Source organism: Paenibacillus suaedae (genome assembly GCF_032337355.1).
GTDB lineage: Bacteria > Bacillota > Bacilli > Paenibacillales > Paenibacillaceae > Paenibacillus_B > Paenibacillus_B suaedae.
The window spans coordinates 88276-112625 of record NZ_JAVYAA010000006.1; the positions used below are offsets into that span (position 1 = coordinate 88276).

The 24350-nt window shown below is 45.1% G+C and carries 28 protein-coding genes and 1 riboswitch; of the genes, 9 read left to right on the forward strand and 19 right to left on the reverse strand.

Annotation, left to right across the window (positions count from 1 at the left end; all coding sequences use genetic code 11):
- Nucleotides 1-19: 19 nt before the first annotated feature.
- The 5 genes from RQP50_RS21720 to RQP50_RS21740 form a co-directional block, all read right to left on the reverse strand.
- Nucleotides 20-922 (reverse strand): aminoglycoside phosphotransferase family protein, encoded by a 903-nt coding sequence (locus tag RQP50_RS21720; RefSeq protein ID WP_315746721.1) that lies wholly within the window; start codon nt 920-922, stop codon nt 20-22.
- Complete coding sequence (locus RQP50_RS21725) at nt 912-1577, reverse strand: HD domain-containing protein (protein ID WP_315746722.1); 666 nt, start codon at nt 1575-1577, stop codon at nt 912-914. Before RQP50_RS21725 ends, RQP50_RS21720 begins: the two co-directional genes overlap by 11 nt.
- Nucleotides 1574-2578, reverse strand: coding sequence for a Gfo/Idh/MocA family protein (locus tag RQP50_RS21730; RefSeq protein ID WP_315746723.1), 1005 nt, complete (start codon nt 2576-2578; stop codon nt 1574-1576). The genes RQP50_RS21725 and RQP50_RS21730 overlap by 4 nt, the downstream gene beginning before the upstream one ends.
- Nucleotides 2575-3234: a DUF2625 family protein gene (locus tag RQP50_RS21735; RefSeq protein WP_315746724.1), complete on the reverse strand. Its 660-nt coding sequence runs from the start codon at nt 3232-3234 to the stop codon at nt 2575-2577. The genes RQP50_RS21730 and RQP50_RS21735 overlap by 4 nt, the downstream gene beginning before the upstream one ends.
- A gap of 385 nt (nt 3235-3619) precedes the next feature.
- Nucleotides 3620-4489 (reverse strand): SDR family oxidoreductase, encoded by an 870-nt coding sequence (locus tag RQP50_RS21740; RefSeq protein ID WP_315746725.1) that lies wholly within the window; start codon nt 4487-4489, stop codon nt 3620-3622.
- 120 nt (nt 4490-4609) lie between these two features.
- Here RQP50_RS21740 and RQP50_RS21745 point away from each other — a divergent pair, with 120 nt between their 5' ends.
- Nucleotides 4610-5566 carry a helix-turn-helix transcriptional regulator gene (locus tag RQP50_RS21745; protein WP_315746726.1) on the forward strand — a complete coding sequence of 319 codons (957 nt, stop codon included), beginning with the start codon at nt 4610-4612 and terminating at the stop codon, nt 5564-5566.
- Nucleotides 5567-5571: 5 nt separating this feature from the next.
- Here RQP50_RS21745 and RQP50_RS21750 read toward each other — a convergent pair whose 3' ends face one another.
- Entirely contained in the window at nt 5572-5988 is a 417-nt protein-coding gene (locus RQP50_RS21750) for a hypothetical protein (RefSeq protein ID WP_315746727.1), read from the reverse strand.
- 230 nt (nt 5989-6218) lie between these two features.
- Between RQP50_RS21750 and RQP50_RS21755 the strand changes: the two genes are divergently transcribed.
- Together RQP50_RS21755 and RQP50_RS21760 are read left to right on the forward strand one after the other, a co-directional pair.
- The gene (locus RQP50_RS21755) at nt 6219-6539 is read left to right on the forward strand and encodes an ArsR/SmtB family transcription factor (protein ID WP_315746728.1); all 321 of its coding nucleotides are present in this window, start codon (nt 6219-6221) and stop codon (nt 6537-6539) included.
- Nucleotides 6536-7249 (forward strand): PDZ domain-containing protein, encoded by a 714-nt coding sequence (locus RQP50_RS21760; protein WP_315746729.1) that lies wholly within the window; start codon nt 6536-6538, stop codon nt 7247-7249. The genes RQP50_RS21755 and RQP50_RS21760 overlap by 4 nt, the downstream gene beginning before the upstream one ends.
- 84 nt (nt 7250-7333) lie before the next feature.
- On the opposite strand, the gene RQP50_RS21765 is transcribed toward RQP50_RS21760, so the two are convergent.
- The 3 genes from RQP50_RS21765 to RQP50_RS21775 form a co-directional block, all read right to left on the reverse strand.
- Nucleotides 7334-7483: a hypothetical protein gene (locus RQP50_RS21765; RefSeq protein ID WP_315746730.1), complete on the reverse strand. Its 150-nt coding sequence runs from the start codon at nt 7481-7483 to the stop codon at nt 7334-7336.
- A gap of 171 nt (nt 7484-7654) precedes the next feature.
- Complete coding sequence (locus RQP50_RS21770; RefSeq protein ID WP_072731716.1) at nt 7655-8356, reverse strand: Type 1 glutamine amidotransferase-like domain-containing protein; 702 nt, start codon at nt 8354-8356, stop codon at nt 7655-7657.
- A 70-nt stretch (nt 8357-8426) separates the two neighbouring features.
- Complete coding sequence (locus tag RQP50_RS21775) at nt 8427-9023, reverse strand: TetR/AcrR family transcriptional regulator (protein ID WP_072731718.1); 597 nt, start codon at nt 9021-9023, stop codon at nt 8427-8429.
- Between the two features lie 235 nt (nt 9024-9258).
- On the opposite strand from RQP50_RS21775, the gene RQP50_RS21780 reads away from it, so the two are divergent.
- Complete coding sequence (locus RQP50_RS21780) at nt 9259-10515, forward strand: MFS transporter (RefSeq protein WP_072731720.1); 1257 nt, start codon at nt 9259-9261, stop codon at nt 10513-10515.
- A 227-nt stretch (nt 10516-10742) separates the two neighbouring features.
- Here the strand turns inward: RQP50_RS21780 and RQP50_RS21785 are convergent, their stop codons facing one another.
- Nucleotides 10743-11231, reverse strand: coding sequence for a tetratricopeptide repeat protein (locus RQP50_RS21785; protein ID WP_072731721.1), 489 nt, complete (start codon nt 11229-11231; stop codon nt 10743-10745).
- 220 nt (nt 11232-11451) lie between these two features.
- On the opposite strand from RQP50_RS21785, the gene RQP50_RS21790 reads away from it, so the two are divergent.
- The 4 genes from RQP50_RS21790 (at nt 11452) to RQP50_RS21805 (ending at nt 14073) form a co-directional block, all read left to right on the forward strand.
- A complete protein-coding gene (locus RQP50_RS21790; protein WP_315746731.1) occupies nt 11452-11886 on the forward strand; it encodes a DUF3995 domain-containing protein in 435 nt (144 codons plus the stop codon).
- Nucleotides 11887-12116: 230 nt separating this feature from the next.
- On the forward strand, nt 12117-12488 hold the full coding sequence (locus RQP50_RS21795) for a GntR family transcriptional regulator (protein ID WP_315746732.1): 372 nt from the start codon (nt 12117-12119) through the stop codon (nt 12486-12488).
- Nucleotides 12485-13381: an ABC transporter ATP-binding protein gene (locus tag RQP50_RS21800; RefSeq protein ID WP_072731724.1), complete on the forward strand. Its 897-nt coding sequence runs from the start codon at nt 12485-12487 to the stop codon at nt 13379-13381. The genes RQP50_RS21795 and RQP50_RS21800 overlap by 4 nt, the downstream gene beginning before the upstream one ends.
- Nucleotides 13378-14073: a hypothetical protein gene (locus tag RQP50_RS21805; RefSeq protein ID WP_072731726.1), complete on the forward strand. Its 696-nt coding sequence runs from the start codon at nt 13378-13380 to the stop codon at nt 14071-14073. The genes RQP50_RS21800 and RQP50_RS21805 overlap by 4 nt, the downstream gene beginning before the upstream one ends.
- A gap of 100 nt (nt 14074-14173) precedes the next feature.
- On the opposite strand, the gene RQP50_RS21810 is transcribed toward RQP50_RS21805, so the two are convergent.
- The 5 genes from RQP50_RS21810 to RQP50_RS21830 all read right to left on the reverse strand — a co-directional run bounded on the left by RQP50_RS21810 (nt 14174) and on the right by RQP50_RS21830 (nt 18885).
- A complete protein-coding gene (locus RQP50_RS21810; RefSeq protein ID WP_315746733.1) occupies nt 14174-16252 on the reverse strand; it encodes a serine hydrolase domain-containing protein in 2079 nt (692 codons plus the stop codon).
- A gap of 96 nt (nt 16253-16348) precedes the next feature.
- Nucleotides 16349-16942 carry a hypothetical protein gene (locus RQP50_RS21815; RefSeq protein ID WP_315746734.1) on the reverse strand — a complete coding sequence of 198 codons (594 nt, stop codon included), beginning with the start codon at nt 16940-16942 and terminating at the stop codon, nt 16349-16351.
- A 2-nt stretch (nt 16943-16944) separates the two neighbouring features.
- Nucleotides 16945-17703, reverse strand: a complete 759-nt coding sequence (locus RQP50_RS21820) for a MerR family transcriptional regulator (RefSeq protein ID WP_315746735.1) — start codon at nt 17701-17703, stop codon at nt 16945-16947.
- Between the two features lie 142 nt (nt 17704-17845).
- On the reverse strand, nt 17846-18292 hold the full coding sequence (locus RQP50_RS21825) for a hypothetical protein (protein ID WP_072731733.1): 447 nt from the start codon (nt 18290-18292) through the stop codon (nt 17846-17848).
- A 5-nt stretch (nt 18293-18297) separates the two neighbouring features.
- Nucleotides 18298-18885, reverse strand: coding sequence for a hypothetical protein (locus RQP50_RS21830; RefSeq protein ID WP_072731734.1), 588 nt, complete (start codon nt 18883-18885; stop codon nt 18298-18300).
- A gap of 286 nt (nt 18886-19171) precedes the next feature.
- Between RQP50_RS21830 and RQP50_RS21835 the strand changes: the two genes are divergently transcribed.
- The gene (locus RQP50_RS21835; protein WP_315746736.1) at nt 19172-19696 is read left to right on the forward strand and encodes a ClbS/DfsB family four-helix bundle protein; all 525 of its coding nucleotides are present in this window, start codon (nt 19172-19174) and stop codon (nt 19694-19696) included.
- A 194-nt stretch (nt 19697-19890) separates the two neighbouring features.
- Here RQP50_RS21835 and RQP50_RS21840 read toward each other — a convergent pair whose 3' ends face one another.
- The 4 genes from RQP50_RS21840 to RQP50_RS21855 all read right to left on the reverse strand — a co-directional run bounded on the left by RQP50_RS21840 (nt 19891) and on the right by RQP50_RS21855 (nt 24050).
- On the reverse strand, nt 19891-20808 hold the full coding sequence (locus RQP50_RS21840) for an alpha/beta hydrolase (protein WP_315746737.1): 918 nt from the start codon (nt 20806-20808) through the stop codon (nt 19891-19893).
- A 94-nt stretch (nt 20809-20902) separates the two neighbouring features.
- The gene (locus tag RQP50_RS21845; RefSeq protein WP_315746738.1) at nt 20903-22018 is read right to left on the reverse strand and encodes a DUF4179 domain-containing protein; all 1116 of its coding nucleotides are present in this window, start codon (nt 22016-22018) and stop codon (nt 20903-20905) included.
- Entirely contained in the window at nt 22015-22548 is a 534-nt protein-coding gene (locus RQP50_RS21850; protein WP_021253554.1) for a sigma-70 family RNA polymerase sigma factor, read from the reverse strand. The genes RQP50_RS21845 and RQP50_RS21850 overlap by 4 nt, the downstream gene beginning before the upstream one ends.
- Nucleotides 22549-22709: 161 nt before the next feature.
- On the reverse strand, nt 22710-24050 hold the full coding sequence (locus RQP50_RS21855) for an alanine/glycine:cation symporter family protein (protein ID WP_227775138.1): 1341 nt from the start codon (nt 24048-24050) through the stop codon (nt 22710-22712).
- Between the two features lie 146 nt (nt 24051-24196).
- Nucleotides 24197-24302, reverse strand: a riboswitch (glycine riboswitch).
- Nucleotides 24303-24350 lie beyond the last annotated feature (48 nt).

Consider the following 24350-nt stretch of genomic DNA (forward strand, 5'->3'; position numbering starts at 1 on the left):
CCTACTGATTCATGTACGCTTACCTGCTTGAAAAGAGATGTTCTACAACCTCTTTCATTTGTGTCATCTTCTGCATACTCCTGCTGCAATATTGAAGAGTACGCTGCTCTTGTCCGTAACGATCTATGATCGCGACCATGCCTCTCATGATCCATAGGTGTATATTTTCAAGCAGTAGGTCCGCATCTACCTTCCCGTATAGCATATAGCCCTCTATGAAACTGCGCAATGATCTAATACTATCTTCTTGATCGCCATCCCACTTCACACCAGAATCCAGCAAGGCAGCAAGATCAAAATGTGTATTACCGTAACGCGTTTCACCAAAATCAATGATGCGGTATCCTGAATGCGTATATATGACGTTCCACATGCCAAGGTCGGCATGAATCAAGCAATTCTTCTCATGCTGATAGGAAATTACTTGCGTGACATGCGCTTGAAGGTCAAGCAACCACTCTGCTTTTTCATCACGGTATCGATCATGCACGTTATTCCATGCAACAGCCAAGTCGAATCGATCCGGCTGTTCCAGGATGTTATCATCCTGCTGCATGACAAGATGCATTTGTCCCACCGTTTGTCCTAATTCAAGATAGTCGATCTGCTGGCGCTCTATCGAATCCATGTAAGGCTGAAGGTTATAATGAGCTTCATCCAACTTGATACAAACATCTTCCGCTGCAAGAAGGATTGGAGGTGTAATGTTATAGGATTGAAGCCGATTCGCAATTTCATACTCTGTCTTTCCTTGAAGCTCACTTTTTAGCTTGCGCAACACATATTTCCCTTCGCTTGCCACAACAAGCTTTGCATCTGAACTCGTTCCTTTTGCTAACGGTTCAATATAAATGACCTGTCCAATTGAATAGGCTTGCTCTAGCGTCCTACTCCAACCGCTCCATAATGGCTCACTTATCATCTTCTGCGTTCCACTCCTTATGAAATTGCTCCAAAAACTCTTCCATAACAAGATGACGCTTATGAGCCAATTGTTTGCCGCTGCTTGTATTCATAAGTGCTTTCAACTTTAGCAGCTTCTCAGTGAAATGATTAATGGCCGTGGATGGCTGCTGCCTGTACTCGCTTTCGGTCATCGCTTCCCGAGCAGCGAGATTAGGATCATGCATCAGGTGCCCCTTCCATCCGGCATATGCGAACGTGCGTCCGATTCCGATTGCCCCCATTGCGTCCAATCGGTCTGCATCCTGCACGACTTGTCCCTCAATTGAGTCCATCGGCGGATTATTACCGCCATTGTAGGACATATTCGCAATGATCGAAAGGACTTTGTCGCGAACGATTGGTTCGATGCCATTTGACTCCAGCCACTGCTCAACTTTCTGCAAGCCGCTGTCATGATCCAAATTGAGCTTGGCATCCGCCACATCATGAAGCAGTGCCGCTAATTCACAGATGAGCACATCTGCCCCCTCTTCACCCGCAATACGAACCGCTAGGCGCCTCACCCGAGCAATATGCCACCAATCATGGCCGCTGCTGTCACGGTACAGCTCTTCGTAGACATATTGCTCCGCCCGTTCAATCCAGCCCTGCTGCTCAGCATTCAACTTCATTTCGTCGCCTTCCGAATGTCCGTTAGCTCCGACGACGCTGGATGCCGCAACGCCTCTAGAACAGCCTGAGCTTCATACCCATCACGAAAATCAAAATAATCGGCATGCTCTCCGTGAATGGCACGAATGACCTGCGCGACTATCGGAGTTTGCTCCATATCTTCAACGGCTACCTTCTCCAGTGGCTGTCCAATTGCTCCAACATGCAGCTCACTCCAATTTTCAAGGGCAATTGTGCCTTCACTGCCATAAACAACGAGAGAAACACGTTCCGCGCCTGCCATACCCGACAAGCCATTCACATAGATCGGAACCTCACTGTTCATCAGCATTTTTGCATGTATCCCCGTTTCGCAGCGATCTTCATCCGCTGGAAATTCCAACTCGCTCTGAACATGCGTAATCGTGCCGAACAGCTTCTGTATAACGTTAATCCAGTGAACGCCTACCTCTAGCACGAATCCACCCTGTGCTCGTGTCGAAATCCAGCTATTATGCTGCCAACTGCGCGGCCACGTTGGAAAATGCAGGATAAGTTCCATGCTGCGGATCGTTCCAATGGCCTGTTCCTTGATCATCTGCTCCATTCTTTTCACAGACGGCTCGTGCGGCATCGAGAAATGGATAGCATGTACAACATTCGCTTCTTCTGCCAGCATGAGTAATTCAGCAGCTTCCTCCAAATTGTTAGCAAGCGGCTTCTCACAGAAGACATGGATTTTCTTGCGCAATGCAGCGCGTACGATATCATGATGATAGGCAGGAGGGACAGATACGTATAGAAGATTGATATCCATTTCCGCTAACATCTTGGAATAGTCAGCATAGTATTGCACTTGTGGGTAATCTTGCTGACATTGCTCTCGCATTGCAGGACTCGCCTCACATATCGCTACCAATTCCACCTGCTCTGCCAACGCTGGACTGGAAATGGTTCGAATCATGTATCTGCCCATATTTCCCAGGCCTACAATCGCTAGTTTGATCTTGTTCTTCGTCATTGTTCGCTCTCCATTCCATTCCTAGATTGTATGTATAAATTCCACAATTCCGTAACAGGCACAGCTTTCCTGCTACTGCGCTCCGCCGAGCCTTCTTCCGTCCACAACGGCGGAAAATAACTGATTGCTTCATTCACTTTCAGTTCAGTAATATCGTTCTCCCAGCCATTCCATCTGAATGTACGGTAAAAAAGCTCCAAGTCTCCATTAGCCAGCCACTCACAAAAAGCGGAGTACGACAATTCCGTATCCTCCCACTCTAATGTATCTGGGGCGAAATAATAGACGTGATGTCCTTCGCTCGAGAAGCAGCCGCCATTCAAGGCAAAGAAACCACCTGCCAGATCATAGGCAATTATGCATGCGCCATGCAGCAGAGTAATACCAATGTCACTACCAAAGCCATTCCAACTTAGTAAATCACCGAATATCGCATCATTTCCGGAGCCGAGCAGCTTAATCCACCCCCCATCCACGATGATGCCTCCCGAATGACGAGCAATTGCACCTAGGTAACTACGTTCGCTTACTTGCAAAGTCGACAATGTATGGTTTGCTCGCACAGGATCGACTGACAATACATGGATACAATTGTTTCCATGTTCAAACAACTGCAGAATCTCGTCCCATGTCTGCCCATTTACAGCGTTGCTCAATACCTCATCCCCTTCTACGGCATGAAATTCTTGCTGATAGAGCGTGCGCTAAACAGCATGTGTTCAACCTTCTTTGTTTCATTCATGACGTTCCCCTGTCTTACTATGCGCTATAGGAATCAATACCGTCAATCAAAAACGAATTCGAAATGTCTGATTCGAAGAATGACTCATGACTTCATTCATCCACGTTCACATATATATGGTGCAAACCCGTTCCATACCGTGACATCACATGTCTCATTTTCATTGAAAAACAAGGTTGAGTTGCGAAGGGCATCCCATGTCAGGATGCCCTTCATTTGCTGCCTTGGCAGGAAATACAGGTTGTCATTGTTGGATACATCGATAACAGAAGTATGAAGTATCCCCTATTTGTGTGACTTTACAGTCCAAGTTTTGCGGCATAATTGCCCCAGTGAGGTCTATTCCCATCCTCGTCAACGAAGTCATACTGATCAGAAAGTCCCCAGGAGCTGAGCGTCTGCCCCGTTTTCTCTATTTTCTTCGGATCAGCCGCAAGTGCAGCAATCGCTCTTCCAACATATATCGGTGTTTCAGACATAATGAAATGCGGCTCCTGCTTCAGCGCATCCTTCCAATTGTCCTTCGTAACGCCGAAAAGATCGAGCATCGCTTCCGAACGCAAAAACCCAGGAGTAACCGCAACAGCAGTAACTCCGTGTGGACGCAATTCTTCCGCCATAGCTGCTGCCAAATGAATCGCTGACACCTTAGCCAGACTGTAATACAAGTTTCCACGATAACGATAGTCAACGCCATCCGTAATCTCAATAATGAGCCCTTGCTTCCGCTCTACCATTAGCGGCGCACCATAATAGCTCGTTATCATGTGAGAATGAACCGCTCTCTCCTGCATGAGCAGCCCATCTCTAAGTGAATGCTCCCAGAATGACTTGCCCCATTCCGTCAATGGATCACCGCCCCATACATCATTCACCAAGATATCAAGGCGACCATTTTGTTCGTTCCGCACTTTTTCGAAGAGGGCTTTCACTTCATCTTCCTTCGTATGATCCACCTGTACCGGTATCCCGATTCCCCCAAATGCCGTTACGATTTCTGCCGTATCCTCGATCGTTTCCATGCGCTGCATATCGGATTGCGCTGCTCGTGTGCTTCTTCCTGTACAGTATACAGTTGCTCCTGCTTCCCCTAGCATTGCCGCGATCCCTCGCCCTGCCCCCCTCGTCGCTCCCGCTACAACCGCAATTTGATTCTGCAATGGTTTCATGCAGTTACCTCCTCAAATGATTTGACTTTTTCTTAAGTGTAAAGGATGATATATGACAACGACTGTCATATTAATATAGTTCGGATAATCATCACCTGATTCAAGATAAGGGAGTGTCACATGCGAGCCGATCGATTAATGTCTATTATGCTCATGCTGCAAAGCTATGGCAAAATGACAACGCGAGACCTAGCCCAGAAGCTGGAGGTATCTGATAGAACCATTATGCGTGATATGGAGTCCCTCAGTATGGCCGGTATCCCGGTCTACGCTGAGCGTGGTTCCAGCGGAGGGTGGTCGTTGTCAGAAGGGTATCGAACGCAATTGACGGGCATGAAGCCGCAAGAATTGATGTCATTGCTCTTAATGAAGTCCTCGTCATTAGTTGACGATCTCGGTCTTCGACAAGAACTCGACAATGCTTATCATAAATTGCTTGCCGCAAGTCCGATTGAAATGAGGAGAGACGCCGACATCGCCAGAGAACGTATACACATAGATGGGGCGGGATGGCGCCAAACGGAAGACACTGCACAATACCTATCAAACGTGCAGCAGGCCGTGTGGATACAGCATAAGCTGCGCATCACCTATGAACGGCACGACAGTATTGTGATTCGAGACATCATGCCGCTCGGATTAGTTGCCAAACGAGGAGTATGGTATGTCGTGGCTCAAGTAGAAGATGGGTTCCGCAGCTATCGCATCTCACGGATACGCAATGCAGAAATGTTGAATCAAGCTTTTGCCCGTCCTGACGGATTCGATCTTGCTCGCTATTGGGAGGAATCCACAAAGCAATTTACGTCTACCCTGCCTCGGTATCCTGCACGAATTGGTGTTAGAGATGATTTACTCCAACGTCTCAAGCATGAACGATACGTGAAACTACTACAAATCGAGTCTGCTCATGAGGGCTGGTATTATGCTGATGTGGAGTTCCATACGCTTGATTCAGCAGCACAAATTATTCTAGGTTTTGGCTCCGCGATCGAAGCAATACAGCCTGGCGAACTGCGCAACAAAGTCATAAGCGAAATACGAAATATGCTGTCAACATACGAGGGAGAGCAATAGAGCAATCAATCGTGATCTCCCTCGCCTCCTGCTAGCTTTCCAAGAAATCCAATATATCGTCGCGAGTCAGCTCGTAATGCATCCAGCTCAGCCCGCTCCTTGACTTCTTTCCATAGTCCCTCTTCTGCTTTGCGAAGCGTCGTGTCCACTTTATCCAAACGGAACGGCCGAAAGATGTTATACAGCATATTAACGGCACTACGTTCCGCATCTGTTAACGAGTATTGCTGGCCTTCTATCTTGCTGCTGTCCGTATATGAGTTGCTATAGTACTTTAAAACAATATCTTCTCCACTCGTCGTGTTGACGATCGCCACATACCGGTGTTCATCCTCCCAGCTATTATCAATTAATCGATAGAAATTAACCGTATCGTCCCTATACATCTGTAACATGTTCGCCACATGAATGTTCGTAATCATAGTCTAGTCTCCTCGCGAGCAAGATTTTCAAAATCATTTTCTGATGACATGGAATGCCATTAATCTGCCATGAAATATGCCTTGAAAATATCTACTTGTTAAACATGTCATTCACACCGTACAGCCGCACATAAGCGATAGATTACCAAATAAAATGCAGATTTTGTTAACGATCTTGTTGACAATGGCTTTTTCGTCGAATATCATATAACCATACGGTTATATATGAGGTGAGTATTACGGATATTTATCGTGTTCTAAGCGACCCGACACGCAGGACGATTCTTCATATGCTCGCACAAGGAGATCGAACGCAATCGGATTTTGTTCAGTTTTTCCACATCTCTCAACCCGCCGTTAAAAAGCACTTGCAAATTTTATTAGAAGAAGGAGTGATTAGCGAGCAGAAGCAAGGAAAATACCGAATTTACCGTTTGGAGCGAGCCTTGCTGCAATCTGCATATCAATCCCTTTTGCAAGATATGGGTTACATATTAGGAGATCGCTTAACTCAACTCAAAACATTTTTGGAAGGTGAAGATAACCAATGAACAGCTTTCAATCCGTGAAAAGAGATATGATTATCGAAGCGCCCATTGAGAAGGTATGGAAGGCATTAACAGAAGCAGAGCAATTAACTCGCTGGTATGCCAAGGAAGCAAGTGTTGATTTCCGTGTTGGCGGTCGAATGGAACTGGATCATGGATGGGGAGCGAGCACTTCAGGCGTCATTACTGAAATTGAACACGGCAAGCATTTCATTCTGCAAGGCGAGGATATGTCGTTGACCATTACCACACTTACCCAAGAGGCTGCTGGCGTTCGAGTTTCAATCGAGTACCGCCTTGAACTTCCTTTTGGAGATGCGGGACAAGCGATTGCCGACAATATGGCGTATGGAACCCTTCTCTTCCTTCACAACTTGAAGAACGTATACGAGATCGGTCAGGATTCACGAGATAAAATGTGGAGAACATGGATCGGCATTCAGCATATGACTGTTCATCCGCAAGACGGGCAGCCGGCTGGCTCCAAGGTATTGTCGGTTAAGGATTCTTCCCCAGCCGCTGTTGCTGGACTCCAACCTGGTGACATCATAGTGAACATCAACAACAAGACCATTTCTAGCTACTCTGACTTGGAAGCAGCCATCTGTGAACTGGCGATTGATGAGCAAGTTAGTCTAACCGTATGGCGTAACGAAGATATCATTAGCATTACTTGCAGCATTGGCAGCTATCCCGTTCCATATTGCGTATAAGCATCATTCCGGATAGAATTAAAGAAGAGCAGATCGTTTATTTATCTAACGATCTGCTCTTCTATTTGAATGATGCATGGAATTCTACGAGGTTGAACCAATCATCTGCTTCAAGATAACTTCATAGGCTTCAACAAATCGTTCCATCTCTTCGTCTGTTCCGATTGACATTCTTAGGAAATGTTCTGTTCGAGGCATCATAAAATGACGTACGAGTATCCCTTGCGTTCTCATTTGCGCCTGCATGGTTTTCGCTGAGATATCTCTCTATATTTCTCTATTTCTTTCTCTTCTTTTTATAGTTTTTACTTTTTTAGGTCTCTCTAGATTCTATGTGCTACTCTTTGTTTCTCTTTATTTCTCTTTGTTTTCCTATGTCATACCTATGTGTCACCTATGATTCACCTATGATTCACCTAAGAACACGGGAACTAGCCCGTTTTCTGTTATGACTCCGTTTCTAGATTCTACGCAGTAGGCTCTTGCATGCGGTCTGGAGCTGATCACTCGATGTATGTTCCGATCCAAATAGTGAATACCTACACCATCATCAACAGCTATGCCATGTCCAACCATGCCTTCCTGCATTAACCGATGATAGCTGGGTCTCCGCTCTTGTTCCCCATCATAATGCGGACAATTGCTTCCTGGCAAAAGCCCTAAGCAAGTTAATCCGGTCAGCTCCCCGGGTACTGAATCTGTTACTCCTTCTTCGAACCAACAGATGGAACCAGCACTTAACCCAGCCAAAATAATGCCTTGCTCCCATGCTTTCTTCAGAATGGCATCCAAGCCCCATTCCTTCCACAACACTAGCAAATTGCGTGTATTGCCGCCGCCAACATACATGATGTCTTTGCTCAGCACATAGTCTTCCAAATCCGTCGTCGGAGGGTTGAATAATGACAGATGGGAAGGCTCACATGCATGTTCTCCAAATGCCTTATAAAACCGCTGTATATACCCATCCGCATCTCCGCTTGCTGTTGGCACAAAGCATACTTTCGGATTTTCCGAACTAGCTTGCTGCAAGACATACAGATCCAGAAGAGGGTTCTCCGGCTCCATCGAGAATCCTCCGCCTCCCATTGCAATAATTTGCTTCATCATCGTTCCCTCCTGAGATTACTTATTCATCATCTTTTAAAGATCTCATTGATTTACATGATCGATTCAGCTACTTTGATTTCATCCGCAACCCGTCTAATACAACTCCCAAGCTGTGCAACGCAACGGCCAGCTCCTTCTCCGCATCCTGAGAATTAGCTACCCAGAAGGCTGCGTTCATAAGCCCGCCGTTCAACATCCGTGCTAATGCATGACTATCCGTAACCGCAATGATTCCTTCGTCCATAAATTGCTGAAGCATTGTTGCCATTGTCGCTAAGCATTGAGACTGAGAAGGATGAGTAAATCCATTCCCAAGAACGGAAGGCGCGTCTCTAAGTACGATGCGCTGAATTTCCGGCTCAATTGCCATTTCAATATACGCACGGCATCGACCAACAAAGCCTTCCCATGACGTTGCTGCCGCATTCGAAATATCGTGAAGGCGATTATCCATCTCTTGATCAATTTCGTCAACAACTGCCGCAAGCAGACCCTTCTTATCGCCAAAATGATGGTACAGCGCACCTCGCGTCAATCCTACGGAAGCAGTTAACTCATCCATCGACGTATTGGCATAGCCGATTGTTCCGAACGCTTCTCTTGCCGCTTCAAGCAGCTTTCCCTTTGTCTCCTCGATCATTTCTTTTCTTGCTTTTCGAACCATGTTCCCTCCTGCACCGTTATGCTGTTTGCACGATGCTAGCTCAGTTTTATATTTCGTTCTATTCTACAATAAAATTTGAAATTAACAAGATTTATAACATACAGATCCGAGACATTTCATACCGCATTTTTCCTCGATTGTTATTGACATACACCACGTATGTGAATATTATAATTGCATACGCTTCGTATGTAAATGGAAACTACCCTATTTCAGCTAGGAGGAACATTGTAATATGTTACGTGCTTATCGAGAATTATTTGCTGCTCCGGGTTCTCATATTTTTTCTGCCGCTGGATTTATCGCTAGAATGCCGATCTCTATGACTGGAATCGGCTTGGTTACCATGATTGCTCAAATGCGCGGAGAATACGGTCTCGCTGGAGCCATCGCTGCCACTTTTGCCTTCGCTTCGGCGCTGCTTGCCCCGCAAATATCCCGATTGGTTGATCGGTTGGGGCAATCACGAGTTCTTCGTCCCGCAGCAGCGTTAAGCATTATCTCCATATCGGCTCTGCTGCTATGTGCACGATTAGGCGCGCCCGATTGGACGCTCTTTCTGTTCGCAATCATGGCTGGCTGCATGCCCAGCATGCCCGCAATGGTGCGTGCACGTTGGACGGAGCTGTATCGGGGATCGCCCAAACTGCATACTGCTTATTCCTTTGAATCCGTCGTCGATGAAATTTGCTTCATTATCGGCCCTGTCATTTCCGTTGGATTATGCGTGTCCGTTTTCCCAGAAGCTGGCCCTCTCGCCGCATGCTTATTTATGGCATTTGGCATTGTACTATTTACGATGCACAAGAGCAGTGAACCGGCAGTACAGCTGCAGCATAACACGAGTCAGGGATCTGTGTTCAAAATCGGTGCATTGCGCTTGCTTGCTCTTACACTTGCTGCAATCGGCACGATATTTGGAACCGTGGATGTTGTAAGTGTTGCCTTTGCCGAACAACAGGGGAACACCATCGCAGCCAGCTACGTCCTGTCTGTCTACGCAATCGGATCATGCTTGGCAGGTCTTATCTTCGGCACACTTACAATCAACATACCGTTGTATCGTCAATTTGCAATTGCGGTTAGTCTTGCATTGGTAACCTTGCTTCCTCTATTCTTCGTCAACAATCTAACTACATTGGCGATTACTGTCTTCTTTGCGGGTATGTCCGTCGCACCTACGATGATTATCACGATGGGATTGGTGGAGAAGATCGTTCCTTCACATCAGTTAACCGAAGGAATGACATGGGCAACAACAGGACTTGGTATCGGGGTTGCGCTTGGCTCTGCGATTGCTGGATGGATGGTGGATCATTTTGGTGTACATATGGGGTTCACGGTGGCAATTGCAGCTGGTGTGCTTGCGCTTGGCATTATGATGGGCGGTTATAAAACCCTTCGCTCAGCATACAACTTTGCAGTAGCAAGTTCTGATCCAAGTTCAGATCATTCAATGAATGTGCCGAGCAACAAAACATATGATTGTTGATAAGAGGAATTGAGGAAAGGATACGATCAGAGTATACGTAGAAAACGAAATCTGTACTCGAAAAAAGTCCAAAAAACGTATTTCCCGAAGAGACATGACAGAATCATGTTTCTTCGGGTATCTGCACAACATACCACAAGTTTGCTTCTTCGTGAGCGTTTTAAAGCATGACTAAATCCTGCTTCTTCAGGTATGCCATTCTAGACATAAATGAAAACTCATTTTGTCTACTCGTCCCATATTTGATCCAATTTATCTGCATAGAAACGAATTGCTTTCTCGAAACTAGCGATTCCTGCATCATTCGTCGTATCTACTAGCTCTGTCAGCAGTAATTTCATCGCTTCTGCATGCTCACCAACATTGTACAGTGCCATTGCATAGAACACCTTAAGCTCTCTATGATTCGGGAATTCACTCACACCCTGTGCCAATATCTCCTTCGCATCTTCGTATTGGCCCAGTGTCCGATAGGTGCTTCCTAGGCCTAATAAAGCTCCAGGTCGATGAGATTCACCTAATTGATTGCGAAGAGCTGCTACATAATAGGGCACCGCCTGCTTCTCTAATCCTAAGTTATCGTGTGCGCATGCCATTTGATACAGCAACTCGGCATTATTCGGGTCCTTCTCCAGCAATTGTGCAAAGATTGTTATCGCCTGCCCGGCTTGCCCTTGAGCCCTCAATTGAACTGCTTCTTCATATGTGCTTTCCATTTCTACCGTTCTTCTCCCTTATTGACCAATTGATAAATGGATCTATAATGAAATTAGCAATCATTTCTTCATCTACCAGAAATAATTACAACCATCTTATCACGTAAGAACTTTTGTTATCAATCTAAAATGCTCTTACCGTCCTCTTTGTCAATCAGCATTGCCTTTCAGCAAATATCATCGCTCAAACCTACATTCAGTAAAAAAGGAGGAATCGTTGATGGAATCAGTAATCAGTCTTGTTGCGGCCTGTATCCTATATCTCATCAGCCTGCTCCATGTATATTGGGCATGCCGTGGTACATGGGGCACAACAGCTGTAATTCCCGAAAAAAATGGCAAACGCACATTCTCTCCACGACCGGTAATGACCCTGCTCATTGCTGTTCTTCTTGCCCTTGCAGCCGTCATTTTACTTATGCGTGCATCCTACATTTCATTTCGTTTCAATGCTGTTCTCCTGCAAGCAGGCGCATGGATATGCGCTGTCGTATTCGCCTTGCGAGTCATAGGCGACTTCAATTATGTCGGGTTGTTCAAGCGAATCAGCAACACGAAATTTGCAAAAATGGATACCTGGCTGTATGTGCCTCTATGTACTTTCTTATCGTTTGCATTTCTACTATCTATTTTCTTTGGTGGAACGCAGCAATAAAACCATGATTCCTTCTACATACAACATACTGCGAATAATAGACTCGCTTCCCCTTCCGGCAGCGAGTCTTTGTATTTCCTTCAGCGTTAGAACATCCCCTTATTCCTATTCAACGAACAAGATTGCAGCATCGAACCAAATCAGAAAACTGGGTAAATGTGGGTTGACAGATAACACCATCAGTTATATAGTTAGTTACATGAGTAATTAACCAGTTTGGTGGTGTAGATATGACAGTCACAATGGACGACAGCCGCCCCATTTTTGTGCAAATTGCCGAACGGATTGAGGATGACATCATCGAAGGTCGATTGCCAGAAGAATCGCAAGTCCCTTCAACGAACCAATTTGCTTCCTTTTTTCAGATCAATCCCGCTACTGCGGCCAAGGGTGTCAATTTGCTGGTTGATGAGAACATTTTGTACAAAAAGCGTGGGATAGGCATGTTTGTATCGACAGGAGCGAGAGCAAAACTCATGGAAAAGCGGAAAGAACTTTTTTACGAACAGTATGTGGTCTCCATGATTCGCGAAGCAGAGAAGCTTGGCATTTCCAGGGAACAATTAACAGACTTGATTCAGAGAGGAGATCGAACGCAATGAGAACCATTGCTGAAGTTAAGGGATTAACCAAGTCATACGGTGATGTTACTGTCGTACACGATGTTAGCTTTACACTAGAAGCTGACAAAATTTATGGCCTGCTTGGGCGCAATGGCGCAGGAAAAACAACCATTATGCATATGCTGACTGCACAATCGTTTCCAAGCGGCGGTGAACTGTATGTGTTCGGGGAGTCGCCTTATGAGAATAATCGCGTTCTGAGCAAGATTTGCTTCATTAAAGAAAGCCAGAAGTATCCAGACAGCTTTCGAGTCATTGATGTGATTGATCTCTGCCCTTCCATCTTCCCGAATTGGGATAAAGAATTTGCATCTAAGCTGCTGAATGATTTTAATCTTCCCTTGAAGAGACGAGTCAAGAAGCTGTCACGCGGCATGCTGTCTTCCGTTGGCATTGTTATTGGATTGGCAAGTCGAGCTCCGCTGACCATTTTCGATGAACCCTATCTTGGACTTGATGCAGTGGCTCGCAACTTGTTCTACGACCGGTTGATTGAAGATTATGCGGAACATCCGCGAACGATCGTGCTGTCCACACATTTAATCGATGAAGTCAGTCAATTTTTAGAGCATGTGATCGTTATCGATGGGGGTAAGATCATTTTGAATGAGGAAAGTGATGCTTTGCGAGGCCGTGCCTACTCCGTCGTTGGTCAGAGGGAACTAGTTGAGTCATTCATCTCTGGAAATACAATCATCGATCGGCAGCTGTTAGGTGGACTGCTATCTGCAACCGTGCTTGGCAAGCTGACTCCTCATATCCGAGAACAAGCAGAATCGTTAGGCCTTGATCTCTCAACAGTATCCCTGCAGCAGCTTATTGTTCACCTCACAAAAAGAAAATCTGATCGCAAGGCGGTGGATTCTCGATGAATCGAGTAACAACCGTTATGAAAATGTACAGCAAGGATCACATACTTTGGTTTCTCGCCCCGTGGTGTTTTGTTCTGCTCCCTAGTTTTCTGATTAATGTGTTAGTCGGCTATTTGCTCCAACCGGAACGAGGTTACTTCAGCGGTGGATTGGTCTCTATTTTTATCTATCTATTGGTTCTCGGCATCGTAGCCGTTACTCAAACCTTTCCCTTCGCATTTGGAATTAGCATCCGCAGAACAGACTACTATTTTGGAACCAATTTGATGCTACTGCTTTCCAGCGTAACAGTTGCCACGATTGTAATGCTAATGTCCATTAGCGAAAGCAGCATTACACAGAGCTTAGGCGTAAATTTCCATTTCTTTAGTCTACCGTATCTTACAGACGGAAATTTATTTGAACAATGGTGGACTTATTTTGGCACAGCTATACATCTTTGCTCCTTAGGGTTCGTCATTGCCATGTTCTTCCGTCGTTATGGCCGCATGGGAATGTTCATCTTGTTCCCAGTCATGCTTGTCATTTTCTCCATCTTCAGTTATCTCTGTACGTACTACAACTGGTGGGGCAGCATATTCACATGGATCGGCAGCCATTCAGCTGCGCAACTTGCTTCTTGCTTATTCGCCTTGGCGGTTTTCTATTCGTTACTTTCCTTCATCATGATCCGAAGAACAACAATTGCTTAGCATATCAACAAACAAAGCCGCCGGATATATATCCAGCGGCTTTTCAGCTAAATCATTACCTAGTGACTCATGATTTCGTATAAGAAAAGATTACTTTTACTTATTTAATCGAGACTTCGAACTTAGCTCCCGCTTCACCAGCAAATACAATGGTACCACCGCTAGGCAGTTCAATTCCTTGTTTCCCTGTTGACGATAAGGAGAATTGTACGACTTGCCCCTGCTCATTGTACACTGCAAATGAAGATTGCTTAGGCATTGTCTTAACGGTCAGCTTCTTCCCAGCAACTGCTTTAGGAAGCTTAAACCATCTTGCATAACCATCCTCTTGAATGCTTACAGTAGATTTCGAACCTTGATACAATGGCTTAATTGTATCCTCTGATACCATAATATACCCTGAACTATCTAAGTACTCCACTCCGTCCTTTGTGAAGAACTGATATTCCATAGTATCCCTTCCGCCCATAGCTGGGATTTGCACCTGATTACTTGCCGAATCCGGGCCTGTAATGGTCTTATCATCCACATAACCAGGCAGTTCGGCGTGTTTATTGATTTTACCCCCGTCCATAAGTAGATAAGCGATTGAGCTATATTTTTCACTCACCGGAAAATACTTTTTGCCTATGCGCTTCGTCCATGCGGACTCAACTTCTTTGGAGATATCATTTTTCTCGAGCTTTTCACCAGTATACTGAGTCAGAGCTAGTTGAGAAAGTCCTGGTACATCTAAGTACATACTTTGCCATAAATAGGTGCGTCCATTGTCTTTCGCATCGAACCTTATCTTCGTCGTGCCTTCTTCATCCATAAATGTGCCGTCTGCTGTATATACATACTTCGCTGCGGGCATGTCAGGTGCTTGATTATAAGTGATTGACAGTTCACCGCTCTTAGCAATCGCTACTTTCATGACAACATTGGTAGACGCATAATAACCTGCATTTTTGGCAACATCAGCTGGCATTGCCGCTTTCTTCGGCTTGCCGAATGATTTAGCAGGTTTTAACTCCTTAATCGTACCTTTCTCTTTCAATGCCTGCAGCACCATCTCGTTCGCCAACATCGCATTTGTCGAGCTGGATCCACCCGAAGACAAGACGGCCGCTGCCATATTGTGTTCTGGAAGTACAACGAGCGAAGCATGATACATGATCGTGTCGCCGCCCTTATTCTCAGCTTGAATACCATATCTATTGAATGGATAGAGATTTACACTGTCCCAGCCAAGTCCATAATTCACGATCGTGTCGACTTCTCCTTCTGGCCAGAATCCTCGCTTATATTCCTCTTGACGCATTGCTTTCACAGATGTAGACGACAATACTTTGTCATTCTCCCCTGTAAAGATTTGCGCGAAACGAACAAGATCCTCAGCCGTCGAGTATATCCCACCCGCACCGATGACATTGGCGTTTTCCGTAGGGAGCTGTCCTTCATATGCAGGGTGATACGTGCCTGCAAACTTTGTTTTATCTACATTGTCCAACGGTGTTTTCGTATGAGACATAGCTGCTGGTTCTGTAATATATTGATGAAGGAATTTAGTAAAGCCCATTCCGCTCACCCGTTCTACCAGAATTTCAGCTAATGTAAATCCATCATTGCAATAAACAGAAAATGCACCTGGATCAGCCTTCAGCGTCTGCTTCTTCAATTGCTCCAGCAGCGTATCATGGTTGATCGTGTCATTGTCCCCGAGCAAGAAGCTATTTCCTAACGTTGATCCCCGGAGCCCCGAAGAGTGATTCAACAGCATACGTGGTGTAATCTTCTTATACCGTTCATCCTTCATTGTGAATTCAGGGATGTATTGCGCAACAGGGGTATCTAGATCTACCTTTCCTTCTTCAACCAGTTTCATAACGGCTACCGTGGTAAATACCTTGCTGGTTGATCCGATTCCATACATCGTGTTTTTCGACAGTGGTACTTTTCCTTGAGCATCATTTTTTCCGGCTTGCCCAGATACTATGATGTTACCATGATCAATGAGTGCATATTGAATACTTGTCGTACCGAAAGTGTCCGTTAGCAGTGAAGCTTTTTCAGTAGCAACTTTTTTAGTAGCGGAGTAATTCAAGCCCCCATTTGAAGCTGCGGCCATTGCGCTCGTCGGAACAAGCATTGCAACAACCATACTTATTGCCAATACCAAAGACAAGCTTTTCTTCATTCTTATGCCTCCCCAATTATGTACTTATAGGATAGTACGTTTGAACGCTAAGAAAGTTCAGTTTATTTCCAGTAACATCTGATTTATCTCGACGAATCACCCCCCATTAGCATGTTGGATCCCTTGATTTAGCTTCAGCAGCAAAGCTTCCGGGTTATCACACCTGAATACCACGGAACGTTTCGGGATCGTCCTCCCGAACAACCCTTTTGTCTCGATTGGTTCTTTTAGAACAATTTCGTATTGTGGGGAATCACAGATAATGACAGCATAATGCATATCTTTCGGAATTTTCTCCCCCATGCTGATTTCTTTGGCTTTCTGTATGACGGCAACATTGTTCAGGGGCACTTCAATCCTGTTTTGATAACCACAACGAATAATGATTCGATTGTCCACAACTAGGTGTGGCAAGTATTTTGCAGATTTATATAGTGCCATCAGATAGAACAGTCCATAGATATTAATAGCTGAAAGGATCCATGCAGCAAGTTCACTCCACATTTGTACGAGAAAATGAAACAATACACCTTCGATTATAAGTAAAATGGATAAAAAGACGGCCATAGTTTTGAACTGTGAATGTTGATGATAGGAGAATGCCTCTCCCCGCTCCTTACCTGGTTTCTTCATCCAAATCATAATCGAATAATAGATTAGATGACGTACATCTGATACGATGCTTGACATCTTCAGCTCCTCCTTAACTGATTTTCCTCAAATCGATTTACGGCCTCTTTGATGTAATACTCTACTTCCTTGGAGAATATGGACACGTAAAGCTGCGAATGATCATCGAGATCTAACTCCGCTATTTTCTCCTGATAATGTGGTGCAATGTGTTCATTCATAGTCGTAATCATGTGCTCGATGGTACGCTGAACCACTACTTCGGATGGCGATACTCCTAATTTGCAATAATGCTGCAATTGATTCACAATAGCGAGCATTTCCCTCTCGAATTTTAGTCGTTCCTGTGGGGAAAGATGCTTTAGAAGCGCATGTTCGATAACTGATTGTGGCAATCGGTCTGATAGCCACTCTTCTTGTTCCTTTTCACGATGGATCGAGTGGATGATCGCTAGTAACAGGTCACTGTCTAAATCTTCATCTTGCATAATCTGTTCCACCCGCGTAATCGTATTGATTACATAATCAAGCTCTTCTCTTTTTTTCGCGAGCATAGCTTTCTGCTTTTGCAGTGTATCGCGCATTTGAGGTGAATCATGGTTCGCAAGGTAATCCGCGATTTCCTGTAAAGAAAACCCCAAATATTTGAGAGTAATAATTTTCTGCATGGTTGAAATGTCATCCTTACTGTACAGACGATGTCCATGTTCATTGTAACTAGAAGGAGCCATCAACCCTTTCCGATCATAAAAATGAAGCGTGCGTTCTGTAACACCAGTTAGTGTTGCAAAAGCTTTAACGGTATACATGTGTTCATTCAATAGGACATCTCCTCTCGTCATATTACCTTCAATGTACACTATGACGTAACGTCATAGGCAAGGCTTGAAAACAGAAAGAAACAGCATCTCACCTTAGATATGGAGAAATGCTGATTCCAGTAGTACCCTATTCCAGTAGTTATTAAGATATTACCGTATAACTGAGCTTCTTTTTGCCAAAGTTAATAGCCGCTTGATGATTGGCAGTGCTATATTTCCCGAAATAGACATCAATCCAACGATATGAGAGTTTAGCTGTATTCTTGAGATCCCCTGTATCTTCCACAACAAACGTGTTTATCACGTAACCGCCTGGAATCGATATGCTCTCATTATTATTTAATACAATCATTGTACCAAACGGAAAAACAGGCTTGTTCCAGTTTCCCGCCCCCCAGATTGTCGGATGCACAGCAACACCACCGATGTAGGCAGCTTTTCCACCAGCAAACACCGGGTTATTGTCTCCTGCTGCCCCTGTATAAGCAGTAAAATCTTCATTCATATACGTGATATCCGCCTTCGCTGTAGATACTCCGGTAAATAGAAGTGCTGCTGACATGATTATGGCTGCAAACCACTTTCTCATCTTAATCACTCCCCTTGTCCAGACAATATCCTCCCCGTTACAGCATCGAACTCGATCTGCTGCAGTTGATCTTGATCATCTCGGCCAATCACCTTAATTGTAGTCAATCCTTCTCCTGCCTGAAGAATAAAGTGATAGCCGTTAGCCCATCCATCTCCAGGCAGCAAATGTCTTGACCGTATGCTTTTGAGTACTGCCACAGTACTGTCAATCTTGACCTTGTCGGTAGATACCATCCATTCGGAATTGTAATTACCTATTCCAGGTATGACCTTATCCACCTTTCCATCCCGAATCGCAATAACAGCGCGCTTGTTCGCAGGGGCACCCACTTGTAAATTCCATCGACTCCTTGTACCTTCTTGTCCACTTGTCTTCCCTAACCCGTCATCCACGCTTGTCACATAGAGTAGGACAGCTTCGGGATTCCACTTTTTTGCCGCTACCATTCCAACATGCAGTGCATCGATAAGCGATAATTGACTGTGTGAATTAGTACGTTCAACATGCGAATCATCCATTACAAAATGGTATATTAGTAATGAACATGCTAATACGATGACTGCACTTAGCGTGGCAAACATCTTATTCATCCCTAGCAAGCACCTTCCTGTAAAGTACTATGATATAGACCAAAATCCTTTTATTGCCATTATTGCTATCACTACTCTATCAGACCTTTCAAAACAAGCTCAATAGACAGACATGGATCTTGGAACAATCCCATTAGAGCCTATGAATGAATATCCCCGATTGCAAAGGGACTTTTCCAACTCTGCAGCGAAATCAAAATTTCCAAAGTTCAATTATTGTTGACAACCAGTTGTCAAGTTACCAATGTCATACTATATACAGGAACTGAATAGGAGGGATAACACGATGACAGCATATCATTACAACAATAAGGCTGCCTTAATTGATGCAATCCAATATACCTACAGGCGGTTTGATGAAGAATTCAACGATATCGAGGACGGTGCAAGGGATGTTCGGATCACTGGGGTAGATCGAACTCCAGCCGAGATCATCGCCTATCAATTAGGCTGGCTGCATCTCGTTATGGGGTGGGACAAGCAGGAACAGGAAGGCGAAATCGTACATATGCCTTCTCTAGACTATAAGTGGAATCAACTCGGTGCATTATATCAATCTTTCTACGAGCATTATTCATCTTACTCGTTAACTGAATTGAGGAATCAACTTAAGGATGCCGTACAGTTGTGGGTGAATTGGATTGATAGCTATAACGATGAGGCGTTGTTCAGACAAGGGGTTCGCAATTGGACAGGGGACAAGCAGAATTGGCCGATGGCTCGATGGATACATATTAATTCGGTTGCTCCATTTACAAATTTCCGAACGAAAATTAGAAAATGGAAGAAAGGTTTTCTGAGTATGACTTAACTCTATTATCCTAGTTGTACAGCGACAGATCAGTACGCTCGTAACCGGATATGAACCGTCTGCCGCTGATTCAACTAGGAATTTATCTATTCACCTTTTTATCTCTTCTTTTTATCTGTATCTATATCTATATCTATATCTATATCTATTTCAAATTTTCTATATCTAGTTCAAGCAAATGATTGTATCTATTGTTACCTCGTCATAATAGAGGCAACGTCCTGGATGGCCGTCCGTGCAGCGCCGCTTATGCCCGCGAGTTGGAAAAATCCATGATTGACACCGAAGTACTTCCTGCACTCTGCACCAACTCCTGCATCAAGCAGCCGCCGATACAACATTTCTCCCTCGTCTGCAAGAGGATCGAATTCGGCAAGAAGAATATGTGTGTATGGCAATCCTTCCAATTCGCTGCGCTGAATAGGACTTGCCTCTGGATGTTCTGCCGGAATGTCTCCGAAATAAGCTTCAAAACCGCTGAGCAGTGCGTCGCGAGTGATCACGTAATCATCTCCGTACCGTTGATAACTATCGCTTGCTCCGCTTGCATCCAACATCGGATATATCAAGATTTGTCTTGTTGGCATCCATTCCTTTTGCGCCTTGAGCCGCAAGGACGTTACTAGCGCAATGTGTCCGCCCGCACTATCACCTGCCAGTGTAATATCGTTCGGATTTCCTCCCCATGATACGGCATGCTCACGCACAATTTGTGCAGCCTTATAGGCATCATCATGAGCTGCTGGATAGGCATGCTCTGGTGCCAAGCGGTAATCTACCGCTACCACGATCGAGTTCCCCTTGTTAGCTAATGCTCTTAACTGGCGGTCATGAGTTGTGAAATCCCCGCTCACAAAGCACCCGCCATGATAATAGATCATAACAGGAAGATTAGACTCATACGACGGTCGGTAAATGCGTAAAGGAATGGAATCGATCGTATGATCGGTGATTTTCCAAATAGGCTCCGCTTCTCCTGCCAACACAACCGATTGTACATAACCTTGACGGCGATCCTGATAGCTCTGCTGTCTCGCAGAAGGACGTCCTGATTCAATAAAATCCTTAACGATGCTTCGAATACCTGGTTCCAAATCATTCAAGCGCTCCATGATGTGAACTCTCCTCCGACTGAAATACATGATGTAATGGCATAATTCCATCAATATTCATGTTACACGCGAATGATCGAGGAATGCAATCCTCTCATCGAACGGGCAGCTTGAACTCCAGCTGTGGAATATAGTTCTTATCCGGGCCTTTTCTTACAAACGGCTTAATGACGATAAAGCTAGGCTTCACCTTGAACGGCTCGTAAGAGGTTGAGAACACCATTCCTTTTCCTTCTCCTGAACCATTCCCAGCAATTGCATTCTGTTCATTTCCCTGCTCATCCTCGATATCGAACTCAAGATTGAGGAACCCATCAACTTTATAGTTATCCGGTATTGCATCCAGCATTTTACGATAATCTTCTTCTCCGCTTGCCCCGTGGACACCGACGAGCAAGCGGGTTGTGATGGGGGTAATTTCGACTCGATCGATCGTCATATTTATCGAATCATGTGATTTGGTCTCTGATGTCTTCAGGATAATCGTTCGCTCCGTATCCTTCTTGATCGGGAAGAGGAACTCGTAATTCTCATCCACATCAGCCAAATACACGACCATCTTCATTTCGAACGAGTCTGGAAGCTCGAGATCAGCAGAATCTAAAGCGGTAACGATTATCGATTGCGGAGCATGCTCCCCACCCGGCTGCAGTCCCATCCCGGTATTTATCTGCTTGTCTCCCATATAAAAATCGATATTATTGGCCCGCTTGCTAAGCATGCGCTGCTTGTTCCATAACTGAAAAAAAGACTCCTTCGCCGCATTCGCATCTTCTCTACTGAGCACTAGAGAAAGCCTGCTGCCATCATACATCATCTCAGAAATCGTGAGCGTCACTCCCTTATGGGATACGCGCTGATTGACTGAGGTGACCATCCCCTTCTCTCCAGCGGTTTGCAAGCCAAGATCCCCCACCAGTTTGAATACGCTATTCATGAACGGAATCTGCTTCAACGTCTGTGCGATCGCTGGAGAGGCAAGACCCGAGAAGATCATGACAATCCCGAGGCTCGCTACACCCGCTGTTGAAATCAACACTCTGCGCAGCCAGCGGTTCTTCCGACTTCTTCTCTTCCGTCCAGGAAGCATCTCGTCGATGATCTGGTATGTCCGATCCATCCGGTTGCGAACGGATTCTGGCAGCTCGCTAATATATGGTTCCCTAAGCTGTTCCAGTCGCTGATCGATAGGCAGTTGTATGTCTTTCATCCGTTCATCTTCCTTTCTTCAGTATCATCCAGCCATTCTGCGAGCGTGTGACGTGCCCGATGCAGCCGTGTCTTCACCGCGCCCACGGACATATCCATCATCTCGGCGATCTGATGCATAGGCAAATCCTGAAAATAAAACAAAATAACAATATTGCGAGATACTTCCTCAAGCCGATAGATCGCCTGACGCAAATCAAGATGATCACTGTATTCAGCCGTGGCAACACCAACTTCTGGGAGTTCAGCCAGCATGATGATGCGAGCCTGCTTCCGCAATATCATATTGCATTCATTGATCAATATCCGAAAGAGCCAAGTCTTAAAATAGGCATGATGATTTAGGTTGGTCAGTGCGCGATAAGCCTTGAGCACAGTCTCCTGCATCGCATCTGCACAATCCTCATCCCTTCTGACGATCGACCTGGCCATGTTGAACATTTGGGCTTCATGCTGCTTGATGAGTCGAATAAACGCTTCTTTGTTACCTTCCTTAGCCAATCTCACTTCTGTCTCTATATCGCTATGCAAGCCGTTTCTACTCCCTTCTTTACCCCATACACGCGAATCAAACTGTCAATTAGATGCACAAGATAGGCAAAAGGTTTCATTAAACGCAAAAAAACTGCCAAATGTTCACTTTCATGCATTTGGCAGTTTACTTAAGAACAGGAATAGCTTCCTGCTTCTATTTATTTTTCGGATTCCCTATGCTTCCAATATAGACGCGTCTCAGACACAACGACTCCAGACAAACCGAGCAGTGCAACTAAGTTCGGCAGCGCCATTAATCCATTTACAATATCAGCAAGCTTCCATATCATATCCAGCTTGATAAATGCCCCAAAGCCAATGATCGCAATGAACATAAGGCGGTACGGCAGAATCGATTTGACACCGAATAAATAAACCATGCACCGTTCGCCGTAATAGTTCCAGCCAAGAATCGTCGTAAATGCAAATAAAATCAAGCAAAACATAAGAATGAGGGAACCGTATGGCAGCGCAGCATCAAATGCTGCCTGTGTCATGGCCGCTCCTTCCATTGGGCCATTCCATACACCCGTTACAATCAATGTTAATCCTGTAAGCGAGCAGACGATGATCGTATCGATGAATGTTCCGGTCATTGATATGAGTCCTTGCTCAGCCGGCCATTTCACCTTCGCAGCCGCGGCCGCAATCGGTGCGCTTCCGAGACCTGATTCATTCGAGAATACGCCTCTTGCAATCCCGTTGCGGATCGCCATCATAACCGTTGCTCCCAAGAAGCCGCCACCTGCTGCTGTTGCATTGAACGCGCCATGGAAAATTAACGACAGTGCGTGCGGTATCTGATCCGCAAATGCAATAAGCACAACAAAACTCGCGATAAAATAGATAATAGCCATGACAGGAACAATTGTCGTCGTCACATGCGATATACTCTGAATCCCGCCAATTGTAACAAGCGCGGTCACGATAGTGACGATTGCCGCAGTGACTACTGCAGGTACACCAAGGCTTGCTTCTGTAGAAGTGACGATCGCATTAATTTGCGGAAATGTACCAATTCCAAGTAAGGCAACCAGTACTCCGCTAATCGCAAAGAACACAGCAAGCGGCTTGAATTTCATGCCAAGTCCCTTCTCAATATAATACATAGGACCGCCTAGCACTTGTCCATTGTCATCAATGTTGCGATACTTGACAGCAAGCAATCCTTCCGCATATTTGGTGGCCATTCCGAAGAATGCAGCAACCCACATCCAGAACAATGCACCGGGTCCACCCACCTTTATTGCAGTAGCAACCCCCACGATATTACCAGTTCCAATTGTCGCCGCCAACGCAGTAGCCAATGCACCGAAGCTGGATACATCCCCTTCTCCCTCGTTCTTCGACTTGAATATTAACTTCAAGGCGAGCGGCAGGCGGAACAACTGTAGCGCTCCCAAGCGGATCGTTAATAAAATTCCCGTTCCTACTAATAAAATAAGAAGCGGTGCTCCCCATACCATGTTGTTCAATTTGTCTAACCATTGTTCCATCATTGTCAAATCAGTTCCCCTCTTTGTGAATAATAAAAAGAGTCAAATCGAATGATTTGACCCTGGGGACATGTGTGCAGAATAAATAACCTGACGTAAGTGACATACCTAAATAAGATCATCATACCAATGACTTACGATTTCTACGCTTCTGCATCCCTGTCCTTTTACCTGAGAGTTTTAACGAATTCATGAGATTCAATTCGCCTTGCCCCTTCGGTGCCCCAATCATGGAGTCTCTCCAGAGTCCTGTCCATTTACGGTCCTGCTTATACATACTCGAGCTCAAGGTTCGATATGCCT